20 protein-coding genes are annotated in these 20805 nt (G+C 70.4%); 14 read left to right on the forward strand and 6 right to left on the reverse strand.

The window, feature by feature from the left end:
- Positions 1-59 precede the first annotated feature (59 nt).
- From BG90_RS00340 to BG90_RS00405, 14 genes are all read left to right on the forward strand, one after another.
- Positions 60-611, forward strand: coding sequence for a hypothetical protein (locus BG90_RS00340; protein ID WP_010112325.1), 552 nt, complete (start codon positions 60-62; stop codon positions 609-611).
- Positions 612-626: 15 nt separating this feature from the next.
- A complete protein-coding gene (locus BG90_RS00345) occupies positions 627-1754 on the forward strand; it encodes a pyridoxal phosphate-dependent aminotransferase (protein WP_010112324.1) in 1128 nt (375 codons plus the stop codon).
- A gap of 13 nt (positions 1755-1767) precedes the next feature.
- Positions 1768-2367 carry a DinB family protein gene (locus tag BG90_RS00350; RefSeq protein ID WP_010112322.1) on the forward strand — a complete coding sequence of 200 codons (600 nt, stop codon included), beginning with the start codon at positions 1768-1770 and terminating at the stop codon, positions 2365-2367.
- The gene (locus BG90_RS00355; protein ID WP_010112320.1) at positions 2364-3308 is read left to right on the forward strand and encodes an NAD(P)-dependent oxidoreductase; all 945 of its coding nucleotides are present in this window, start codon (positions 2364-2366) and stop codon (positions 3306-3308) included. The genes BG90_RS00350 and BG90_RS00355 overlap by 4 nt, the downstream gene beginning before the upstream one ends.
- A 10-nt stretch (positions 3309-3318) precedes the next feature.
- Complete coding sequence (locus BG90_RS00360) at positions 3319-4062, forward strand: class II aldolase/adducin family protein (RefSeq protein WP_010112318.1); 744 nt, start codon at positions 3319-3321, stop codon at positions 4060-4062.
- A 5-nt stretch (positions 4063-4067) separates the two neighbouring features.
- A complete protein-coding gene (locus BG90_RS00365) occupies positions 4068-4982 on the forward strand; it encodes a DMT family transporter (RefSeq protein ID WP_232239027.1) in 915 nt (304 codons plus the stop codon).
- A 56-nt stretch (positions 4983-5038) separates the two neighbouring features.
- Positions 5039-6592, forward strand: a complete 1554-nt coding sequence (locus BG90_RS00370) for an ABC transporter substrate-binding protein (protein WP_025990557.1) — start codon at positions 5039-5041, stop codon at positions 6590-6592.
- A 13-nt stretch (positions 6593-6605) separates the two neighbouring features.
- Entirely contained in the window at positions 6606-7613 is a 1008-nt protein-coding gene (locus BG90_RS00375; protein WP_010112309.1) for an ABC transporter permease, read from the forward strand.
- 10 nt (positions 7614-7623) lie between these two features.
- Complete coding sequence (locus BG90_RS00380) at positions 7624-8475, forward strand: ABC transporter permease (protein ID WP_045568015.1); 852 nt, start codon at positions 7624-7626, stop codon at positions 8473-8475.
- On the forward strand, positions 8472-10091 hold the full coding sequence (locus BG90_RS00385) for a dipeptide ABC transporter ATP-binding protein (RefSeq protein WP_038802557.1): 1620 nt from the start codon (positions 8472-8474) through the stop codon (positions 10089-10091). The genes BG90_RS00380 and BG90_RS00385 overlap by 4 nt, the downstream gene beginning before the upstream one ends.
- Positions 10088-11116, forward strand: coding sequence for a histone deacetylase family protein (locus BG90_RS00390; protein ID WP_010110924.1), 1029 nt, complete (start codon positions 10088-10090; stop codon positions 11114-11116). Before BG90_RS00385 ends, BG90_RS00390 begins: the two co-directional genes overlap by 4 nt.
- A 310-nt stretch (positions 11117-11426) precedes the next feature.
- Complete coding sequence (locus tag BG90_RS30890; protein WP_010122465.1) at positions 11427-12233, forward strand: eCIS core domain-containing protein; 807 nt, start codon at positions 11427-11429, stop codon at positions 12231-12233.
- Positions 12209-13003, forward strand: coding sequence for a hypothetical protein (locus BG90_RS00400; protein ID WP_010122464.1), 795 nt, complete (start codon positions 12209-12211; stop codon positions 13001-13003). The genes BG90_RS30890 and BG90_RS00400 overlap by 25 nt, the downstream gene beginning before the upstream one ends.
- A gap of 89 nt (positions 13004-13092) precedes the next feature.
- Positions 13093-13704 carry a LysE family translocator gene (locus BG90_RS00405; RefSeq protein ID WP_025990554.1) on the forward strand — a complete coding sequence of 204 codons (612 nt, stop codon included), beginning with the start codon at positions 13093-13095 and terminating at the stop codon, positions 13702-13704.
- Between the two features lie 93 nt (positions 13705-13797).
- Here the strand turns inward: BG90_RS00405 and BG90_RS00410 are convergent, their stop codons facing one another.
- From BG90_RS00410 to BG90_RS00435, 6 genes are read right to left on the reverse strand one after another with little or no spacing between them, the layout of a single operon-like run.
- Positions 13798-15111, reverse strand: coding sequence for a nucleotide sugar dehydrogenase (locus tag BG90_RS00410; RefSeq protein WP_010111062.1), 1314 nt, complete (start codon positions 15109-15111; stop codon positions 13798-13800).
- A gap of 16 nt (positions 15112-15127) precedes the next feature.
- Positions 15128-15958 carry an alpha/beta hydrolase gene (locus BG90_RS00415; protein ID WP_232239028.1) on the reverse strand — a complete coding sequence of 277 codons (831 nt, stop codon included), beginning with the start codon at positions 15956-15958 and terminating at the stop codon, positions 15128-15130.
- Positions 15955-17967 (reverse strand): glycosyltransferase family 2 protein, encoded by a 2013-nt coding sequence (locus tag BG90_RS00420; RefSeq protein ID WP_010122463.1) that lies wholly within the window; start codon positions 17965-17967, stop codon positions 15955-15957. Before BG90_RS00420 ends, BG90_RS00415 begins: the two co-directional genes overlap by 4 nt.
- Before the next feature lie 9 nt (positions 17968-17976).
- On the reverse strand, positions 17977-19170 hold the full coding sequence (locus BG90_RS00425) for an aminotransferase-like domain-containing protein (RefSeq protein ID WP_010122461.1): 1194 nt from the start codon (positions 19168-19170) through the stop codon (positions 17977-17979).
- Positions 19161-20327 carry an alpha-hydroxy acid oxidase gene (locus BG90_RS00430; protein WP_010111066.1) on the reverse strand — a complete coding sequence of 389 codons (1167 nt, stop codon included), beginning with the start codon at positions 20325-20327 and terminating at the stop codon, positions 19161-19163. Before BG90_RS00430 ends, BG90_RS00425 begins: the two co-directional genes overlap by 10 nt.
- Positions 20320-20805 carry a hypothetical protein gene (locus BG90_RS00435; RefSeq protein ID WP_010111067.1) on the reverse strand — a complete coding sequence of 162 codons (486 nt, stop codon included), beginning with the start codon at positions 20803-20805 and terminating at the stop codon, positions 20320-20322. Before BG90_RS00435 ends, BG90_RS00430 begins: the two co-directional genes overlap by 8 nt.

Genomic DNA, 20805 nt, shown 5'->3' on the forward strand with positions numbered 1-20805 from the left:
CCCGCTCCGATCCCGAATTCCGGGCTTTCGCCCCCCGCACCTGAACCGAGGAGTCCGCCATGACGTCCGCCGCCGTCGCGCCCGCCACCCCGCTGGCCTTGCTCGCGGAGCATCGCGAACAGATCGGCTATCTGCATGGCCGCCTCACCGAGGCGATCGCCAACGCCGTCGACAAGATCCGCCCATACGAGGCGCGTTACGCGCTCGGCAATGCCATGGTGCGCCATGCGCGCGCGCTGCTGCTGCGCCAGCGCGAGCAGGTCGAGATCGTGCCGCTGCCGGCCACCGAGGCGATCGCCAACCAGTTCTTCGTGCTGTCGCTGAACGATGCGCGCGTGTTCGTCCACCTGCTGCTGAACTTCTACCGAAGCGAGCTTCCCATGGCGACCTATCTGCATGACGCCGGCACCAAGGATGCACTGCATTTCGACGACGCCGACACGCGCTATTTCGAGGCCGTGGCCGATATCGCCGATTTCGAGTCGTGCGCCTCGCACCTCATGCTCGACGCCGACGAGGCCGCGCGCCTCGAGGTGCAGCATCATCTGCTCGGCGAGACGCTGCGCTATCTGGCGGACGAGCTCGTCAACACGCATCCGCTGCACGCCTGAGCACGGAGGCCGATCGTGTCCTCCAACGTCGGTCGCCCGCTGCTGGCCTCGCTGCCGGGCACGGCGGAGCGCTTCCCCGCGGTGCATGCCACACTTGCCGCCGGCAGCACGCCGCTGCATCTGAACGAGAGCCCCTATCCGCCCTCGCCGCGCGTGGCCGCCGCGCTGCAGCGCGCGTTCACCGATCTCAACCGCTATCCGGCACCGCACCCGGCCGAACTCGTCGCGGCGCTGGCCGAACGCAGCGACGTGGCCGCCGACACGGTGCTGACCGGCCCCGGCAGCGACGATCTCCTGCTGACCCTCGCGCTGACCTTCCTCGAGCCCGGCGATGTCGCGCTGATGCCGGCACCGAGCTTCGGCAAGTACCACAGCGCGACCGCAGTGGCCGGCGGCCGCGCCGTGAGCGTGCCGATCGATGCGCACGGCGCCGTCGACCTGCGTGCGCTGGCCGCGCGGATCGGCCCGGACACGCGGCTCGTGTTCGTACCCACGCCGAACAATCCGACCGGCGCGGGCGTGTCCGGCGACGAGATCGTGGCGTTCGCGGCGGCGCTGCCGCCCCATGTGGTCGCCGTCTTCGATCTGGCCTATCACGAATTCGCGCTGCGCTCGGGCGGCCCCGACGTGCCGCGCCTGCTCGCCGGCTGCCCGGCGCGCTGGATCTGCCTGCGCACGCTGTCGAAGGCGTATTGCCTCGCCGGGCTGCGCCTCGGCTACGCGCTCTGCGCCGATGCCGAGCTGCAATCGATGGTGTTGAAGATCCGCTCGGTCTTCAACGTCGGCACGCCGGCCATCGTGGCCGCGCTCGCCGCGCTCGACGACACCGAACACATGCGCGGCGTGGTCGACGCCATCGTCGGCGAGCGCGATCGGCTGCGCGCGGCCTTCACCGAGGCGAGCCTCGCGGTGCTGCCGAGCCAAGCCAATTTCCTCGCGGTGCGCGTGGGCCCCGGCCGCGACGCGCTCGTCGAGGCGCTGCGCGTGCGCGGGATCCTGATCGCGAAGATCGCGCATCCCGACTACGCGCAGTACGTGCGCATCTCGGTGGGCACGCCCGAGCAGAACCGCGTGCTGCTGGCCGGCCTGCACGCTTGTCTGGCCGCGACGCGCGCGGCCGAACCGTCCCGGACCCTGGACTGAAGCGGAGGTTGCGATGAATTTTTCCGAATACGTGATCGGCAAGGCGCTCTACAACCGCTGGGCCAACGAGAAGATCCTCGAGGCCGTCGCCACGCTGCACCCGGCGCAGCGCGACGAGCCGCTCGTGCCCGGGCTCGATTCGATCTACGCGGTGCTGAATCATGTGCTCGTGGTCGACCGGATCTGGGTGGCCGAGGTGGGCGGCAGCGAGTTCGACACGCCCACCACGCGCACGCTGCTGCATGCCGACTGGGACGCCTACCTCGCGGACCGCCGCCGCACCGACGCGCGCATGCTCGAACTCGTCTCGGGCTTCGACGAGGCCGAGCTCACGGGCACGCTCTACTTCGACGAGGAGATCCACTCCGACCTGCGCGAATGGCCGTTCGCGAGCGAAATCGACCATATCTTCCGGCATCAGGCCCATCATCGCGGGCAGGTCGTGCTGCTGCTGGAGGCCACGCCGGTGGGGCGGCTCAAGATCGACGGCCTGTTCGTGCCGCCCGGCCCGCGCCTCGATGCGCCGGGCGCCGCTGTCGTCGGATCTGCCGAAGCCATGGCCGCTGCGGCCGCCGCCGGAACCACGGCAGCCACCGCGCGGAGCGGAGCATGACGCTGCTGATCGAAGCCGGTGCGGACGCGGCGCGCCAGTGGCAGCGCGTGCTGCAGGCACGCGACCCGGCGCTCGACATCCGCCTCTACCCCGAGGTGGGCAACGCGGCCGACATCACCTCGCTGCTGAGCTGGAAGCCGCCGCTCGGCCTGCTGCCGCAATTGCCGGCGCTGCGCCTGTTGCAGTGCAGCGGCGCCGGCGTCGACCAGTTGCTCGACCATCCCGAGCTGCCCGACTGCCTCGCGCGCGGCGTGCAGGTGGCGCGGCTCGTCGATCCCGGTCAGGCGCACGATCTGGCGGCCTATGTGCTGGCCGTCGCGCTCGGCTGGTACCGGCGGCTCGACGCCTATGCCGGGCAGGCGCAGCAAGGCCAGTGGCACCGGCTGTTCCCGCATCCGGCCAGCGCGCGCTGCCGCGTGGGCATCCTCGGCCTCGGCGTGATGGGCCGCGCGATCGCCCAGGCGTTCCTCGCCTGCGGCTTTCCGGTGGCCGGCTGGGCCGCCCGCCGCGCGAGCCTTGAGGGCATCGAGACCTACGCCGGCCGCGCCGAGCTGGCCGCGTTCGCCGATCAGTGCGGCGTGCTCGTCTGCGCGCTGCCGCTCACGCCCGATACGCACGGCATCCTCGACGCCGCCCTGTTCTCTCTGCTTGCGCCGCGCGCCTGCGTCGTCAACGTCGGCCGCGGCGGCCATCTCGTCGAGGCCGACCTGCTGGCCTGGCTCGCGCAGGCCCCCGACGCGGCGGCGGCGCTCGATGTCCATGCCAGCGAGCCGCTCGGCGCCGACCACCCGTTCTGGCGCCACCCGCGCATCCGCACGACACCGCATATCGGCGCATTCGCGGCGCCCGAACGCGTGGCCGGGCAGATCGTCGGCAACCATCACGGCGTCCTCTCGGGTCAGGTTCCGGCGCACCGGATCGACTTGCGGCGCGGCTACTGACACGGCACGCATGAACGACGACACCCCGCACGCCCGGCAGGTGCGCATCGATCTGGCCGCCTGCTACCGGCTGATCGATCACTTCGGCATGAGCGACCTGATCTTCACGCACATCACGGCGCGCAGCCCCGATCACGACGAGGCGTTCCTGATCAACCGCTACGGCCAGTTGTTCGGCGAGATCCGCGCGAGCGACCTGGTGGAGATCGACGCGGCCGGCGCGGTGCTCGCGGGCGAGGGGCCGGTCAACCCATCCGGCTTCGCCATCCACGCGGCGATCCATCACGCGCGCCGCGACGCGTTCTGCGTGATCCATACCCACAGCGTCGCCGGCATCGCGCTGTCGGCCTGCCGCGCGGGGCTGCTGCCGCTGAGCCAGCATGCGATGAAATTCCATGCGCAGCTGGCCTATCACGACTACGAAGGCATCGTGCTCGGCAGCGACGAAGGCGCCCGGCTGGCCGCCGCGCTCGGCGCCGGGCAGGCCGCCGTGCTGCGCAATCACGGGCTGCTCGCCGTCGGCCGCACGGTGGCCGAGGCGTTCCACGTGATCTACCACCTCGAGATCGCCTGCCGCGTTCAACTCCAGGTACTTGCCGCCTGCCGCGATTCCTCGGATATGCTGAGCCCTGCGCCGGAGACCGCGGAACGGGTCGCCCGGCAATTCGAGGCGTTTCCGCAGCCGCTGGGGCGACGCGAATGGCCTGCCCTGCTCCGCCTGCTGGACCGCACTTCACCAGACTACCGGGAGTGACCGTCATGCAGCCTCTGCGCGATACCGAACGCAACCCCATCCTGAGCGGCGCACTGGCCTACGCGCTCGGCATCTTCTGCATGGCCCTCGTCGATGCGAGCGGCAAGCACCTGTCGCGGGCTTATCCGCTGGCCGAGATCATCTTCTTCCGCTCGCTGCTGGCCACGGTGCCGCTCGGCATTACGGCGAGCCGCGCCGGCTGGGGCACGCTGCGCACGCGCCGCCCGCTGTTGCACGTGGTACGCGGCCTGACCGTGCTGTTCACGCTCGGGTTCTTCTTCTGGAGCCTGCGTTACCTGCCGCTGGCCGACGCCACCGCGCTGAACCTGACCTCGCCGATCTTCACCACGCTGTTCGCGGCCTGGTTCCTGGCCGAGGCGATCCCGCGCCGTTACTGGCTCGCGCTCGCGATCGGCCTGACCGGGGTCTGGCTCGTGATGGCGCCCACCGACGCGACACTGCGCGGCGTGGCGCTGATCGCGGTGGCCTCGGCCGCGGCCTATGCCGGCACCAACATCGCCACGCGCATCCTCGTGCGCACCGACAGCGCGCTGTGTTGCACCTTCCACTCGAACACGGTGCTGCTCGTGGTGACGGCGCTCGGCGCCTTCGCCCAGGACTGGCTGCTGTTCACCTGGCGCGACACGCTCGTGGTGTTCGTGATGGCGATCGCCAGCACCGCGCTGCAGATGCTGGCCGGGTATGCGCTCAAGCGCGTGCCGGCCTCGCGGCTCGCCCCACTCGACTACACGTTGCTGATCTGGACCGTCGGGCTCGGCGCGCTGGTCTGGCACGAATGGCCGAAGCCCGCCGTCTGGGCCGGCATGGCACTCGTCTGCGCGAGCTGCTGGGTGATCGTCTCGGGCAAGTCCGCGCGGCCCGTGCCTGCACCGGCGCCGAAACCCGAGACGCTCGGCTAAGCCGACGGGGCCGGGCCGCGCGCCGTTCATCGTCTCATCGTCAACAGGAGTGGCCGATGTTGCGTCGTCAGATGATCGGAGTCAGCGTGGCCGCCACCGGCCTCGCCCTTGCCGCGCCGGCCGTGCGCGCGGTGCCGGCCAGCGCGCTGCATGCGCTCGTGCAGCCGGAGCCGTCGGGCCTCATGATCGGGCTGTACCTGAACAGCCCCACCCAGCTGATCGCCGGCAATGTCTACGAGAGCCTGCTGCGCTTCGACGAGCGGCTCGCGCCGCTGCCCTCGCTCGCGCGGGCCTGGGACGTGAGCGCCGATGGCCTGCGCTATACGTTCCACCTGCAGCCGGGCGTGAGCTGGCACGACCGCAAGCCGTTCACGGCCGCCGACGCCGTGTTCTCCGTGGACGTGTTCCTGCGCAGCACGCATGCGCGCCTGCGCGCCAATCTGGCCGTGGTGGACAGCATCCGCGCGCTCGACCCGATGACGGTGGAATTCCGCCTCAAGCGCCCGTTCGGCGCATTCCTGAACCTGTTCGAGGTGGGCACCATGCCGATGGTGCCACGCCATCTCTACGAAGGCACCGATTTCCGCACCAACCCCGCCAACATGGCGCCGATCGGCACCGGCCCCTATCGCTTCGCGCGCTGGGAGCGCGGCGCCTATATCCAGCTCACGCGCAACCCGCACTACTACCGGCCCGACGAGCCGCATATCGATACCGTCTATTTCCACGTGATCCCGGACGCCGCCGCGCGCGCCGTGGCGTTCGAGACCGGGCGGATCGACGTGGTGCCGGGCGGCGCCGTCGAATATTTCGATGTCGCGCGGCTCGGCCGGCTGCCGGGCGCGCAGGTCACCACGCGCGGCTGGGAGTTCTTCTCGCCGCTGTCGTGGCTGTGGGTCAACAATCGCCGGCCGCCGCTCGACCGCGTCGCGTTCCGCCAGGCGCTCGCCTGCGCGATCGACCGCGACGCCATCGCGAAGATCGCCTGGCAGGGTTTCGCGAAGCCGGCTACCGGCCCATTCAACAGTCACGTCCGTTATTTCACGCGCGACGTCACCCAGTATCCCTACGACCCGGCACGCGCGCGCGCGTTGGTGGCCGCTTCCGGCTATCGCGGCGAGACGCTGCGGCTCCTGCCGCTGCCCTACGGCGAATCGTGGACGCGCATGGCGGAGATGGTGCGCCAGAACCTGCTGCAGGCCGGCGTGAAGGTGAGCGTGACGCCCACCGACGTGGCCGGCTGGAGCGCGCGGCTCGGCCAGTGGGATTACGACCTCGCCTTCACCTACGTGCACCAGTTCGGCGATCCGGCGATCGGCATCGCCCATCACTACACCTCGGACACCATCGCGCAGGGCTCACCGTTCAACAACGTCGAGGGCTACCGCAACCCGAAGGTCGATGCCCTCTTCGCGGCCGGCGCGCTCGAGACCGACGACGGCCGGCGCGGCGCGATCTATGCGCAGGTGCAGAAGATCCTTGCCGACGAGGTGCCCAATATCTGGCTGCATGAGCTGAACTTCCCGACGCTCTACCGCAGCCGCGTCAACAACGTCGTCAGCTCGGGGATCGGCCTGAACGACAGCCTCGGCCGCGCTTGGCTCGCCTGACGGAGCCGCCGCCATGGATCTCGCCCGACGCATCGCTGCGCGCCTGCTTCAGGGACTCACCGCGATCGTGCTGATCGCCGTGGTCAATTTTTGCCTCGTGCACGCGGGGCCCGGCGACCCGGCCAGCGTGATGGCCGGCGAGGCGGGCGCCACCGACACGCAGTACGTCGCCCAGTTGCGCAGCCAGTTCGAGCTCGACCGGCCGCTGCCGGTGCAGCTCGCGAGCTACCTGTCGCATCTCGCGCGGCTCGACCTCGGTTATTCGTATCGGCAGCAGCAAAGCGTGGCGCACCTGATCGCCGAGCGCCTGCCGGCCACGCTGCTGCTGACCGGCTCGGCGTTCGTGCTCTCGCTCGGGCTCGGCGTCACGCTCGGCGCACTCGCGAGCCGGCACCCCGGCGGCTGGCTCGACACGCTGATCTCGGCCGGCGCGACGCTCTGCTATGCCACGCCGCTCTACTGGCTCGCGCTGATGGCGGTGCTGCTGTTCTCGGTGCGGCTCGACTGGCTGCCCGCGTTCGGCTATTCGAGCGTCGGAGGCATCGGCGGCTTCGGTGCCGAGGCGGGCGGCGACGAGCTTCACGGGCTGCGCGCCGCGCTCGACGTCGCCGCCCATCTGGTGCTGCCGGTCGGCACGCTGGCGCTGTTCTACATGGCGATCTACGTGCGCATGACGCGCGCGGCGATGCTCGACGTGGCGCGCCTCGAGTTCGTGCGCACCGCCCGCGCGCGTGGCGTGCGCGCGGCGCGGATCTGGCGCGCGCATGTGCTGCGCAACGCGCTGCGTCCGGTGGTGACGCTCGCGGGCATGCAGGCCGGCGCGCAGATCGGCGGCGCGATCCTGACCGAGACGGTGTTCGCGTGGCCCGGCATCGGCCGCCTGATGTTCGATGCGCTGATGCAGCGCGACTACACGGTGCTGCTCGGCTGCCTGCTCGTGACCGCGGCGCTCGCGGTCTGCATGAACCTGCTGACCGACTGCCTGATGCTGCTCGTCGATCCGCGCATCGCCCCGGCCTGAACCCTACGCCATGCATGCCACCCCGCCCCCGCTGCTGACCCGTTTGGTGCGCCACCGCGGCGCGCTCGCCGGCCTCGTCGTGCTGGCGCTCGTCGCCGCCTGCGCGCTGCTCGGCCCCTGGCTCGACGCCAACGACCCGTGGGCCATGGTGCAGCAGCCGTTCCTGCCCCCGCTCACCGCGCCCGGCCTGCCGCTCGGCACCGACCTGCTCGGCCGCGACCTGCTGGCCGGCATGCTGCACGGCGCGCGCGTCTCGCTGCTGATCGCCGTCGTCTCGACCGCCGCCGCGCTGCTCGCGGGCGTGCTGGTGGGCGCCGTGGCCGGCTACGCGGGCGGCTGGGCCGATCTCGTGCTGATGCGCTTCACCGAGCTATTCCAGTCGATCCCGGGCTTCGCGCTGGCGATCGTGCTGGTGTCGATCTTCGAGCCGTCGCTGGGCTCGATCGTGGCGGCCATCGCCGCCGTCTCGTGGCCGCCGGTGGCCCGGCTCATGCGCGCCGAATGCCAGTCGCTGCGCCAGCGCGATTTCGTGCTGGCCGCGCGGCTCGTCGGGCGCCCGGCCTGGCGCATCGCGTTCGGCGAGATCCTGCCCAACGCGAGCGCGCCGATCGTGGTCATTGCCTCGATGATGATCTCGAGCGCGATCCTGCTGGAGTCGAGCCTCAGTTTCCTCGGGCTCGGCGATCCGAACCTTATGAGCTGGGGCTACATGGTGGGCGCGGCGCGCACGGCGCTGCGCGAGGCCTGGTGGATGGCCGTGTTCCCGGGGCTGGCGATCGTGCTGTCGGTGCTCGCGCTGAACCTCGTGGGCGACGGCCTCAACGACGCGCTCGACACGCGCCTCACGGAGCGCACGCGATGAACGACACCGTGCTCGAGATCGAAGCGCTCAGCATCGGCCTGCCGCCGGGCGCCAGCCGCCGCCATGCCGTGCACGACGTTTCGCTGCGCCTGCGCGCGGGCCGCACGCTCTGCGTGGTCGGCGAATCGGGTTCCGGCAAGTCGATACTCGCGCACGCCATCATCGGCCTGCTGCCGGCGCCCGGCATCCGCGCCACGGCCGGGCGCATCGTGCTCGGCGGTGAGGATCTGCTCGCGCTCGACGCCGAGCGCCTGCGCGCGCTGCGCGGCCGGCGCATCGGCATGGTGTTCCAGGAGCCGATGTCGGCACTCGATCCGCTGATGCGGATCGGCGCGCAGCTCGGCGAGGGGCTCGACGCGCACCTGTCGCTGCCGGCCGCGCAGCGCCGCACGCGGATCCTCGCCGCGCTGCGCGAGGCGGGGCTCGACGAGCCCGAGCGCTGGCTCGGCTGCTATCCGTTCCAGCTCTCGGGCGGCCAGCGCCAGCGCGTGCTGATCGCCTGCGCGATGCTGCTGGAGCCGGCCCTGCTGATCGCCGACGAACCCACCACCGCGCTCGATGTCACCACCCAGGCGCAGATCCTGCGCAATCTGCGCGCGATGCAGCGCCGCCGCAGCACCGCGCTGCTGTTCATCACGCACGATCTGGGCGTGGCCGCGGAGATCGGCGACGATCTGGCCGTGATGCTCGACGGTGAGATCGTCGAGAGCGGGCCGCTCGAGCGCGTGCTGGCCACGCCCGCCCACGCCTATACGCGCCGGCTCGTCGCGGCCATGCCCGACGGCACACGCGGTGCGCGCGGAACCCATGCGGCACTGCGGCAGGCGCCGCGCGTGCTCGAGGTGAGCGGGCTGACCAAGACCTATCACGCGCGCGGCTTGCCGTGGCGGCGCGGCGCGGGCGTCGATGCCGTGCGCGCAGCCGGATTCGTGCTGCATCGCGGCGAAACGCTCGGCCTCGTGGGCGAATCGGGATCGGGGAAATCGACGCTCGGGCGCTGCGTGGCCGGCCTCGTGCGCGCCGATGCGGGCCGCATCGTGTTCGCGGGCGGCCGGCCCGGGTCGGCCAAGGGCCGGATCCAGATGGTGTTCCAGGATCCGCAGGCCTCGCTGAACCCGCGCCGCAGCGTGGGCGCCGCGATCGCCGCCGGGCCGATCGCGCAGGGCATGCCGCGCGCCGACGCGATGCGCCGCGCGGCCGAGCTGCTCGACCTGGTGGGGCTCGGCGCCGACGCCGCCGCGCGCTGGCCGCACGCGTTCTCGGGCGGCCAGCGCCAGCGCATCGCGATCGCCCGCGCGCTCGCGACCGAGCCCGACCTGCTGATCGCCGACGAGCCGCTTTCCGCGCTCGACATGCCGGTGCAGGCCCAGGTGCTGGCGCTGCTGGCCGACGTGCAGGCGCGCTTCGGGCTGGCCATGCTGTTCATCACGCACGACTTGCGCGTGGCCGCGATGATCTGCGACACGCTCGCCGTGATGCGCCATGGCGAGATCGTCGAGGCCGGCGAGGCCGCCCGCGTGCTGGCCCACCCCGCGCATCCCTATACGCGCGCGCTGATCGACGCCGTGCCGGTCATGCCCGCCTCGCTCGCGGCACGGCGCGAGGGCGAACGATGAAGGCCGTCTACAGCGACGCGCACGCGCGGCACGATCCGCAACATTTCCTCGTGCGCGGCAAGCTGCGCCGCACCCACGAGCGCCCCGAACGCGTCGAGCGGCTCGCCGCTGCCGCGCGGGCCGACGGCCACGAGCTGCTGGCGCCGCCTGACTACGGCCTCGCACCGATCGCGGCTGTCCACACACCGGCTTACCTGCGTTTCCTCGAGACCGCGCACGCACGCTGGCAGTTGCTCGACGATCCGTCCGACGAGGTGCGGCCGAACATTCACCCGTTCCCGGGGCAGCCGGCCAGCTACCCCGACAGCGTGCTCGGACAGGCCGGCTACCATCTCGGCGACGGCGCCTGCCCGATCGGGCCGCATACCTGGGAGGCGGCCTACGGCTCGGCGCAGGTGGCCGCCCATGCCGCGCAACTGGTGACCGACGGCGAGCGCGCCGCCTATGCGCTGTGCCGCCCGCCCGGCCATCACGCCTATGCCGAGCGCGCCAACGGCTTCTGCTACCTGAACAACACGGCGATCGCCGCCCAGGCGCTGCGCGCCGTGCATGCGCGCGTGGCGATCCTCGACATCGACGTCCATCACGGCAACGGCACGCAAGGCATCTTCTACCGGCGCCGCGACGTGCTGACCGTATCGCTGCACCGCGACACCCGCGATTTCACGCCGTTTTTCACCGGCCACGCCCATGAACGCGGCGAGGCCGACGGCGAAGGCTACAACCTGAACCTGCCGCTGCCGCGCGGCACCGGCGACACGGCCTACCTGAGCGCGCTCGACGAGGCCTGCGCACGGATCCGCGCCTTCGCGCCGGGCGCGCTCGTGGTGGCGCTCGGGCTCGACGCCCATGAGCACGACCCGTATCAGTCGCTCGCGATTACCACGGCCGGGTTCTTCCGGATCACCGCCGAGATCGCGCGGCTCGGGCTGCCGACTGTGCTGGTGCAGGAAGGCGGGTATCTGTCGGCGAGCTTGGGCGAAAACCTGTCGAGCGCGCTGCGTGGCTTCCTGAGCGCGGCGTGAGACCGGACACGAGGGCCTCGCTCGAGCGGTATCGACACAATTCGTGCGCGCCTTGACGCCCACCGGAGCGCTATACTCGAATTTCGTCGGTCGTTTCTCCTGTGCAAGGGCCAAAACTTGACCGACCATCGAGCCATCCGTCGTCTTGCGATGGCTCGCTACCTGGGCCCAAGCGGCCACCATACCCATTTCGAAGCCCATGCGACGACTCCCTTCCGTCCGCTCGAAACAGACCGCACCGCAGCCGAGCGCGCCCCGGCGAGCTGCGCCGGCCAGTCCCGCCATCGCGTCCGCCGAGGCGTCCACCCCGATGGGCGACTACCATTACGCGGCAAGCCCGATCCAGCGGCGTCGCGCCGATGCGCCCGATGCCGCGGCACGGCCCTCGCTTTCGGCCACGAACCACGCTGGCGGCAATCGGCAGCCGCTGCCCGCTCCATTGCAAGCCGGCCTCGAGCAGCTGGGCGGCGTCGCGCTGGGCCACGCGCGCGTGCATTACGATTCGCCGCTGCCCGGGCACTACGCGGCTTCCGTCTATGCGCGCGGCGCCGATATCCATCTCGCACCGGGCCGCCGCCAGGATCTGCCGCATGAAGGCTGGCATCTGGTGCAGCAAGCCCAGGGGCGCGTGGCGGCCAACACGCATCACCAGGGCTCGCCGTTCAACGACAGCCCCGCGCTCGAGCACGAAGCCGACCGGATGGGCCCGCGCGCGCAACGGCTCGGCGCGACGGCGGCCGGGCGGCCTGCGACGGCCGGCACGGCGCGGGAGGGCGTGGCACACACCGCGCCGCAAACCGGCAACGCAGTGCTGCAGGCCAAGCTGACGGTCAACAAGCAGTTGATTGACGCCGCGGATGCCGAGGATATCGTCGACGGCCTGGCCGGCGAGATCAGCAACGCGACGCTGAAAGACGACTACACCGAGTATCTCGGTACCGATCGCGCGCGCCTCGTGCATGTCGTACGCAAGTGGGCCGCCTCGCCCGCCCATCAAGGGATCAAGGCCTTCGGCCGCTCCCGCAGGGCGGCGGCAAGCCCGTCAAGGCCCGGGCGCGGGCCTATGACACGAACGACAGCTTTGCGGCGGCCTTGCTGGCCGAAGCGCGCTCGCTAGACAAGAAGCGCAACGAGAAGGCTCACGCGCTGGAGATCGTCGGCAACGAAGATATTCGCTCGGAGCTGGTCGGGCTGATCGCGGAGCAGATTCCGCAAGCGCTGGACAGCTATCACACCACCATTGACGCGGTGGCCAAGCTCGACCCGAAGAACCGCCGCACTTATCTCGAATACGTGCGCACCAACCAGGCGACCACCATTGAACAAGTCCTGACTTCACCGGGCCAGCACAGCTTCGGGGAACTGGTCGCGGCAATCCACGACGTGCAGGAATTGCTGTACCAGACCCGGAACGCGGAGCTGCTGCGCACTGTGCCGAATGAACAGGAGCGCAATCGCCAGAACATGCATGCGCTGCCCCCCGACAAATACTTCGGCTCGACCTACAGCGACGACGGCACGTCCATCGAGCGCACCCCGGTCGATCGCGCCTGGCGCGGCCAGGACGCCACACCGCGCCCGAGCAATCCGCACGTGCGCACCGCGATGCGGCTCAACAATCCCACCGACATGGGGCCATCGATGACGGCCGCGCGCATGTTCGTGCTGGCGGCGGCCGGCGGTGCCGGTAGCCAGCGGATCGAGGCGCTGGCGCTGGCCTTGTTCGCGTTTTGGAACCGGACCTACCGGCGCGACATCACCGACATCCACCGCTATCACTTCACCATGGACATGGCCGCGAATTTTGGCGTCGGCTACGATCCGACCGAAGACATCGGCAAGAAAGCGCGAGATAAAAAGCGACTTGCGCAAGCGGGAACAATGTGAGAAGTACTGGACCAGCATAATGCGCTCGATGGGGCCGCCGCGGCGGCTCCGCCTCCTCCACCCGCAACACCGATCTTCGGGAACCGGCCATGACCCTCTCAGGACTCTTGATCTTCGCGATGGCACTGCTGATCACCGCCGGTTCGCCCGGCCCCAGCATTGCCGCACTCGTCTCGCGCGTGCTGACCAACGGCATCCGCGACGTGCTGCCGTTCCTCGCCGCGATGTGGCTCGGCGAGGCGCTGTGGCTCGGCTGCGCGGTCGCCGGGCTCGCCGTGCTCGTGCATGCGTTCGAAAAGGTGTTCCTCGTCATCAAGTACGCCGGCGTGCTCTATCTGCTCTATCTGGCGTGGAAGATGTGGTTCGCCCCCGCCGAGCTCACCGCCGGTGAATTGCCGAAGGGCCAGTCGCCGCTGCGCATGTTCCTCGCGGGCCTGACCGTCACGCTCGGCAACCCGAAGATCATGGTGTTCTATCTGTCGCTGCTGCCCACCATCATCGACCTGTCGCGCGTCGGCCCCGTCGAATGGGCCCAGCTCACCGTCACGATGTTCATCGTGCTGGTGTCGGTCGATTTCGGCTGGTCGATCCTCGCCTCGCGGGCGCGCGGCCTGCTGCGTAGCCGGCGCGCGGTGCGCGCGGCCAACCGCTCGGCCGCCGTCATGATGGCCGGCGCCGCGGTGTCGATCGCGGCGCGTTGAGGCACCGAGGCGCCGAAGCGTTCCCGGGCGGCTCGGCCGCCCGGCGGGAAGCCCCATCCAGCCCGCTTCCCCGCCCCGCCGCCGCTACACCCGCTACGCCTTCACGAGCACGTTGGCCGCTTCCGTATAGCGCCCGCAGGCGTCGACGATGATGCGCGCCTCGCGGCCGAGCCGCGCGTAGTCGATCGCGTCATGATCGCAGGCGATCAGCACGGCGTCGTAATGCGCGGCGTCGCCGGCATGCGTCGCCACGCGTGTGAGCGGGCGCCCCGCGCCGTGCCCCGGGCGGATCGTCTCGACATGCGGGTCGACGAACTCCACCTGCACGCCCTTGGCCTGCAACAGCTCGATGATCGCGATCGACGGCGACTCGCGCACATCGCCGATATTCTTCTTGTAGGCCACGCCCACCACCATCACGCGCGCGCCGCGCAGCGCGATGCCCGCATCGTTGAGCGCTTCGGCGAGCTTCTGCGCGACCCACGACGGCATGGCGCCGTTGAGCTCGTTGGCCGCATCGATGAGGCGCAGCGTGCAGCCGAGCTCGCGCCCCTTCCAGACCAGATAGTACGGATCGACGGGAATGCAGTGCCCGCCCAGGCCGGGGCCGGGCCGGAACGCGGAAAAGCCGAACGGCTTGGTGGCCGCCGCCGCGATCACCTCGTGCACGTCCACGTCCCCCATGCGATGGCAGAGCATCTTCAGCTCGTTGACGAGCGCGATATTGACGAGCCGGTAGACGTTCTCGAACAGCTTGGCGAGCTCGGCCGTGGCCATCGTGCGCACCGGGATCACCGTGTCGATCACCGCGCCGTACAGCGCGATCCCCACCTCGAGGCACGCGGCGGTGGCGCCGCTGCAAATCTTCGGGATGGTGCGCGTCGAGAAATGCGCGTTGCCGGGATCCTCGCGCTCGGGCGAGAAGCAGACAAACACGTCCTCGCCCACCACGAAGCCGCGCTGCTCGATGCGTTGGCGCAGCAGATCGTCGGTGGTGCCCGGATAGCTCGTGCTTTCGAGCGAGATGAGCTGGCCGCGCCGCAGATGCGGGAGGATCGCCTCGACCACCGCCTCCAGATGGCGGAAGTCGGGGTTCTTGTGCCGGTCCACCGGCGTGGGCACGCAGATCACCATCACATCGACGTCGGCGGCGGCGCGAAAATCGGTGGTGGCGCGCAGGCCCTGGCGTCGCGCCTCGGCGAAACGCGCGCCGTCGATCGACGAAAGGTAGCTCTCGCCGTCGTTGAGCATGGCCACGCGTGCGGCGTCCACGTCGAAGCCGATCACCGGGAAGCCCTCGCTGGCGAAGCAGAACGACAGCGGCACGCCCACGTAACCGAGCCCGAACACGCCGATCACGGCCGAGCGGTCGTGCAGTTTGCCGAGTAGCTGATTCTTGAGATCCATGGTCACTCCTGGCCGGTCACGCGGCGGCGCCGTCCTCGCGGTTCATGATCCACCGGGCGCAATCCTCGGCCCAGTGCAGCCCTTGCTCGCGCGCGAGCCCCAGCGCGTGCACGCCTTTCTGATACAGATGGAACTCCACCGGCCGGCCCGCCCCGATCAGCCGCTCGACATAACGCAGCGAATTGGCGGGCGGCACCTCGGTGTCCTCGGCGGTGTGCCAGACGAAGCTCCGCGGGGTGGCCGCGCCGATCGCCTCGACCGGGCTGAAAGCCCGGCGCCAGGCAGGGTCGTCGTGATACGAGCCGAGGAAGTTGCGCCGCGTCTCGTCGTGGCCGAGCGGCGCCATCAGGCTCAGCACGCCGTAGCAGAGCACGCAGAATTCGGGCGCCGCGTCGAGCTCGACATGACGATCCACACCATGCTCGGCGAGCAGCGCACGGCCCGCGCCTGTGGCCAGCACGGCGGCCAGATGCGCACCGGCAGAGGTACCGACATACCCGACGCGATCGGCCCGGTAGCCGAGCTCCTGCGCCAGCTCGCGCGCGAGCGCCATCGTGCGCAGGGCGTCGGTGCACATGGCGCGGAAGTCGTAACCCTCGGAGCCGAGCCGGAAGGCCGGCGCGAACACGGTCAGCCCGCGCTCGGAGAACCAGCGCCCGTAGTCGCGCCCCGACTTCGGCGAGAGGAACGTATAGGCGCCGCCCGGCAGCGCGATCAGCGCATGGCTGTCGCGCACGGCGCCGGCGTCGGGCAGATAGATGTCGAGTGTCACCTCGCGGGCCCGATCGTCGGGCCGCGCGAACGGCGCCTCGCCGTCATACAGCGTCATGCTTCGCACGGTGGTCATCGCTCGCCTCCCGCTCCCGCGGCCGGCCGCAGGTCGGTGACCTGGCCGCGCGCCTCGTCGATCACGAATTCCGAGCCGGCCCAGGCCTGGGCCGGGTCGATCGGCTCACTGTGCCGCGCCAGCGCGCAACGGCAATCCTCGATGCCGTCGAGCAGCCAGGCCTGAGCTACCGGATCGAGCCCGGCGGCGTCGAACCAGTCGGCGAGCACCTGCCGGTAGAAGCGCATGATCGGCGCGTGGCGCGCCACGATGATCCGTTCGGCCAGTCGCTCGGCCGCCGTGTCGCGCGCCTCGTGGTCCATGGCCGCGAGCGGCCCGGTCAGGTCGAGGCCGAGCTCGGCGCCCAACGCGGCCAGCGCCCCCGGCTCGCCGAGCAGGCGGTCCAGCACGCGCGTCTCGAGCAGCCGGCGTGCCGGCGCATCCGCGAGCGCCAGCATGATCAGCGTGTTCTTGAGCAGCCAGCGCAGCGGGAACGCCACGCGCTCGGGAAACGCGACCTGTTCGTAGAAGCTGTCGGGGTAGCCGCGGATCTCGCGCTCGACCTGATCCTGGATCCGCGTCATGTGCAGGTAGAGGCCGCTCGCTCGCGCGATCGAATCGGCCCGCACGTCGCCGTAGAAGATATGGCGTGTGAGGCGGAAGTTGCGGACCATCTTGGCCAGGCGATCGGTTTCGGTCTCGGCGTAATAACGCGCGTCGCCGAGCACCACGCGGCAGCCCACGGCCTGCAGCACGCGGCCCGACTGATAGTCGGTGCCGGTGACGATCTTCAGCGACGGGCTCGACAGCTGATGCTGGCCGCCGATCGCGAAGCTCCAGCAGCGAAACGTCTTTAGCGCGTCGCTGGTGTCGGGCAACACGGCCTCCTCGAGAAAGCCGAGATCGGTAAACAGGCGCCGCAGGAACAGGTCATGGCCGATCAGCGCATGCCATTTCCACTTCTCGTCGCGCTCGATATAACCGTTCTCGAGATAGACGACGGCGCGATCCTCGCCGGACACGGGCAACTGCTGAAGCAGCATCTGCCCGTCCGGGAAACATTTCGCGAGATGGCCCTGCGGATCGCGCAGCCAGACGGCGCGCCCGCCCGCGGCGGTGGCGAGGCGCCGGCGCTCGGCGCGCGACAGATGCCCGTAGGCGTCGATCGTGGCCAGCGAGAACCTCACGTCGTGCACGGCGGCGTCGGCGGGAATCGTGAAATCGGCATCGATCGCCGTATAACGACGGAAGAAACGCAGCGCAGCCGTCAGCTTGTAGATCAGGAACGGCATCACGCCATCGACGCACGGGTGCCGGGCAAGGATCGAATCGATCTCGCGCAGCACACCCCCGTGATAGACGGTGTCGCCGTCCGACACGCCGATCGTGGCGCGCTGCAAGCGCGACCAGTCGCCGTCCGATTCGCTCATTGCCAGCACCGTGGCCATTGCGCGGTCGGTGCCGTAGCGCGCGGCGCTGCCGCCGCCCGGCGTCGGCTGGTTGAGGTAATAGACACGCGCCGCGGTGGCGTTGCCCGCGATCAACTGCTGCACCAGCGCCGGCGAGCGGTCCGACGAGTTGTTGTCGACCATCAGGATCACCACACGCGACAGGTCGAAATCCTGATTCAGCAGCGACAGCAGCGTGGCCTCGATATGCGGCTCCTCATCCATGAACTTCACGATCACGAACACGTCACGGCCTTCGGCGGCCAGTGCCGCCGCGTCGGGCAGCGGCGCGACCTGGTCGGCGCCGAAATGCGCGGCCCGCATGCGCAGGTGGTCGCTCACGAGCTGGCGCTGCCAGTCGCGCACGGCATCGGCGTCGGCCTCGCCGGGCGTGCCGTCCGCGAGCGCCTCGCGCGCCAGCAGGATCCGCTGCGCCAGCGCGAGATGCGCGGCGGGAATCGCGTTGACATTGGACGTGCCGATCAGCGCCAGCAAGCGGCTCTGCAACACGTCGGCGGCCGGCTTCGCACGGTTGCCGAGCGACGAGCAGGCGTTCAGGAACAGCGTTCGGGGTTCTCGCATCGATGCCTCTCAGCCAAGGGTGTGTCCGATCAGATCGCCGAGCCGCCTGCCCGCCGCGAGCAGGACGTCTTCGGGGTAATAGGTGAAAGCCAGCCGGATGCCGTTGCCGTGCGCGCTGCGGCACGAGAACACGTCGCCGGTATGGAACGCGATGCCGGCGGCCAGCGCGCGGCGCCGCAGCTCGCCCATGTCGAGCGAGGCCGGGCAGTCGAGCCAGGCGAAATACCCACCGCTCGGCTCGCGAAAGCGCACGCGCGCGGGCAGCGTCTCGCGCAGCGCCTGAGACAGCGCGAGGCGGCGTGTCGTGCCGATTGCGTTCAGTTCGTCGAGGATGGCCTGCTGCTCGCCACGCGCGAGCAGATCGGCCACCACGCGTGCGGTGATCGGCGAGACGCCGCCGGCGCTGAGCAGCTCGCCCGAGCCGGCCAGCCGCTCGACCACCGCGGCCGATGCATGCATCCAGCCGAGCCGCACGCCGGGCGCGAGGATCTTCGAAAACGAGCCGACCGAGACGATCCGCTCGTCGCCATGGCGGTACATGCACTCGGGCATCGGCTCGCCGACGAATTGATAGACCTCGTCGAACAGCATCCAGACGCCATGGCGCGCCGACAACGCGCGCAGCGCCTCGCGTTTTTGCGCCGATAGCGAAATGCCGGTCGGATTGTGGTTGACGGGAATGCTGTAGAGCATGTCCACGCGGCCGTGGCGCAGCAGTTGTTCGAGCCGCTCGACATCTAGGCCGTCTTCCTGCATCGGAATCGGCAACAGCTCGACATCCCAGTCCGCGAACATGCGCAGCGCGAGGAAATAGCTCGGATCCTCGACGGCGATGGTCGCGCGGGCCGGCAGGATCAACTTCAGCATCAGGTCGATCGCGTGCGAGGCGCCGCCGATCACGAGCAATTCCGCCACCGGCACCGGGCGGCCGTTGCGCGCCGCAAGGAACGCCGACAGCGCCTCGCGCAGCGCCGGCAAGCCGGCCTCGGGCGCGTACTGGAACGACGCGTCGCCGTCCTGCGCGAACAGGCGCCGGCACGCGTCGCCCCAGCGGCGCGACGGGAACCGCTGGTCCTCCATCTGCCCGATTCTCAGATCGACCTTCAGGTCCGTCGTGTCCACACTTTCCTCCGTTCTGTCGCGCCCGCCGGCCTCGGCCCGGGCGGCCTTGCCCACGCGCCACGCGGCGCGGCTCAGCCCCACTCGCACGATCGCCGCGCCAGCCGCTCCGGATACAACAGGTCACGATCGATCGCCGCGACCGACCGGCATCCGCACAGCGCCATGGCCAGCCGCAATTCGTCGGCGAGCAGCCGCAGCACCGCCTCGCTGCCGTCGGCGCCATCCACGGCAAGCCCGTAGATCGCGGGCCGGCCGACCAGCACCAGGCTCGCCCCCATCGCCAGCGCCTTGAGCACATCCTCGCCGCAGCGGATGCCGCTATCGACGAGCACCGGCACGCGCACCGCGTCAGCCACCTCGGCCAGCACGTCGAACGGCGAGACGCAACTGTCGATCTGCCGCCCGCCATGATTCGACACGACGATGGCGTCAGCGCCCGCCGACACGCAAGCCAGTGCATCGGACGCACGCAGGATGCCCTTCACGATCAGCCGGCCCGGCCACGCTGCACGAATCCGGCGCAAGGCCGCCGCGTCGAATGTCATGTCCATCTGGCGGCGCAGCAGGCTCGCTTGCGCGAGCGGATCGCGCACGTCGAGCACGCGCTCGATGTTGCGCAGACGCAGGTCCGCGAGCCGGCTGCCGTGCCGCCAGTAGCGCGGCGTGCGCAGCACGTCGACGCAGTGCGCGGGCCGCAGCCGGAACGGCAACGCAAAACCGTTGCGCAGGTCGCGCTCGCGCTTGCCGCTCACAGGCACGTCGACGGTCACCACCAGCGTCTCGCATCCGGCCGCGCGCAGGTCCGCCAGCAGCGCGTCCGACAGCGCCGCCTCCATCACATAGAGCTGGAACCAAGTGCGCACCGGCCCCCCGATCGCGACGGCCTCCTCCACCGTGCTGTTTGACGCCATCGACATCACGAACGGCACATTGGCCCGCGCCGCGGCCGTCGCCAGGTGCAGATCGCCGCCGCGCCGGAAACAGCCGCTCATGCCCACCGGCGCGATGCCGATCGGCGCCGCGTAGGTGCGGCCAAACAGGGCCGCCTGCGTCGTCACGTTCGACACGTTCACGAGCCGGCGCGGATGCAGGCGGATCTCGCCCGGGCGTTGCAGGTTGTGGCGCAGGCCCGCCTCGCCGCCGGCGCCACCTTCGAGGTAATCGAAGACGAAGCGCGGCAGATGGCGCCGGGCCGCGTGCCGATATTGCTCGACGCTGTAGAGCCGCGCGCTACGCATGGCCGGCCCATTCGCCGCCAACGAAGCGGCTGCCCACGCGCTGGCTGTTCACCACCAGCACGCAGACCACGCCGGGCAGCAGCGAGGCGAACAGCCCCGTGATCCAGCGGCTGCCGATCCGGTCCTCCATGCCGCGCATGCAGGGCGGCTCCCACTCGCGCGGGGGCACCGGCGCGGCCACGTAGCACGAGGCGATCCGCAGATGCAGATCGGGCGACAGCACATGGAAGCCGTCGTGCAGCGACGTGGATGCGCAGGCGTAGCGCGCGAGCCGGTCGTCGAGCAGCTCGTCGTCGGGCCCGGGCTCGCCGCGCGCGCGGTGGCGTACCGCCGGCAACTGGAACACCGGCAGGCGGGCCGCGTCGTCGGCCACGATGATGCCGAAGCCGTGGAAATCGCGGTTCGACTTCGCCAGCACGGCATCGACCAGCGCATCGAGCGCGTCGGGACGCCAGCGCGCGTCGTCGAATGCATTCAT

This window comes from Burkholderia oklahomensis C6786 (assembly GCF_000959365.1).
Classification (GTDB): Bacteria; Pseudomonadota; Gammaproteobacteria; order Burkholderiales; family Burkholderiaceae; genus Burkholderia; species Burkholderia oklahomensis.

Bases quoted from the DNA above. Each gene is read 5' to 3' on its own strand.
- BG90_RS00340 (WP_010112325.1), top strand. From the start codon at position 60: ATGACGTCCGCCGCCGTCGCGCCCGCCACCCCGCTGGCCTTGCTCGCG.
- BG90_RS00350 (WP_010112322.1), top strand. From the start codon at position 1,768: ATGAATTTTTCCGAATACGTGATCGGCAAGGCGCTCTACAACCGCTGG.
- BG90_RS00355 (WP_010112320.1), top strand. From the start codon at position 2,364: ATGACGCTGCTGATCGAAGCCGGTGCGGACGCGGCGCGCCAGTGGCAG.
- BG90_RS00360 (WP_010112318.1), top strand. From the start codon at position 3,319: ATGAACGACGACACCCCGCACGCCCGGCAGGTGCGCATCGATCTGGCC.
- BG90_RS00365 (WP_232239027.1), top strand. From the start codon at position 4,068: ATGCAGCCTCTGCGCGATACCGAACGCAACCCCATCCTGAGCGGCGCA.
- BG90_RS00370 (WP_025990557.1), top strand. From the start codon at position 5,039: ATGTTGCGTCGTCAGATGATCGGAGTCAGCGTGGCCGCCACCGGCCTC.
- BG90_RS00375 (WP_010112309.1), top strand. From the start codon at position 6,606: ATGGATCTCGCCCGACGCATCGCTGCGCGCCTGCTTCAGGGACTCACC.
- BG90_RS00380 (WP_045568015.1), top strand. From the start codon at position 7,624: ATGCATGCCACCCCGCCCCCGCTGCTGACCCGTTTGGTGCGCCACCGC.
- BG90_RS00385 (WP_038802557.1), top strand. From the start codon at position 8,472: ATGAACGACACCGTGCTCGAGATCGAAGCGCTCAGCATCGGCCTGCCG.
- BG90_RS00390 (WP_010110924.1), top strand. From the start codon at position 10,088: ATGAAGGCCGTCTACAGCGACGCGCACGCGCGGCACGATCCGCAACAT.
- BG90_RS30890 (WP_010122465.1), top strand. From the start codon at position 11,427: ATGGGCGACTACCATTACGCGGCAAGCCCGATCCAGCGGCGTCGCGCC.
- BG90_RS00405 (WP_025990554.1), top strand. From the start codon at position 13,093: ATGACCCTCTCAGGACTCTTGATCTTCGCGATGGCACTGCTGATCACC.
- BG90_RS00410 (WP_010111062.1), bottom strand. From the start codon at position 15,111: ATGGATCTCAAGAATCAGCTACTCGGCAAACTGCACGACCGCTCGGCC.
- BG90_RS00415 (WP_232239028.1), bottom strand. From the start codon at position 15,958: ATGACCACCGTGCGAAGCATGACGCTGTATGACGGCGAGGCGCCGTTC.
- BG90_RS00420 (WP_010122463.1), bottom strand. From the start codon at position 17,967: ATGCGAGAACCCCGAACGCTGTTCCTGAACGCCTGCTCGTCGCTCGGC.
- BG90_RS00430 (WP_010111066.1), bottom strand. From the start codon at position 20,327: ATGCGTAGCGCGCGGCTCTACAGCGTCGAGCAATATCGGCACGCGGCC.
- BG90_RS00435 (WP_010111067.1), bottom strand. From the start codon at position 20,805: ATGAATGCATTCGACGACGCGCGCTGGCGTCCCGACGCGCTCGATGCG.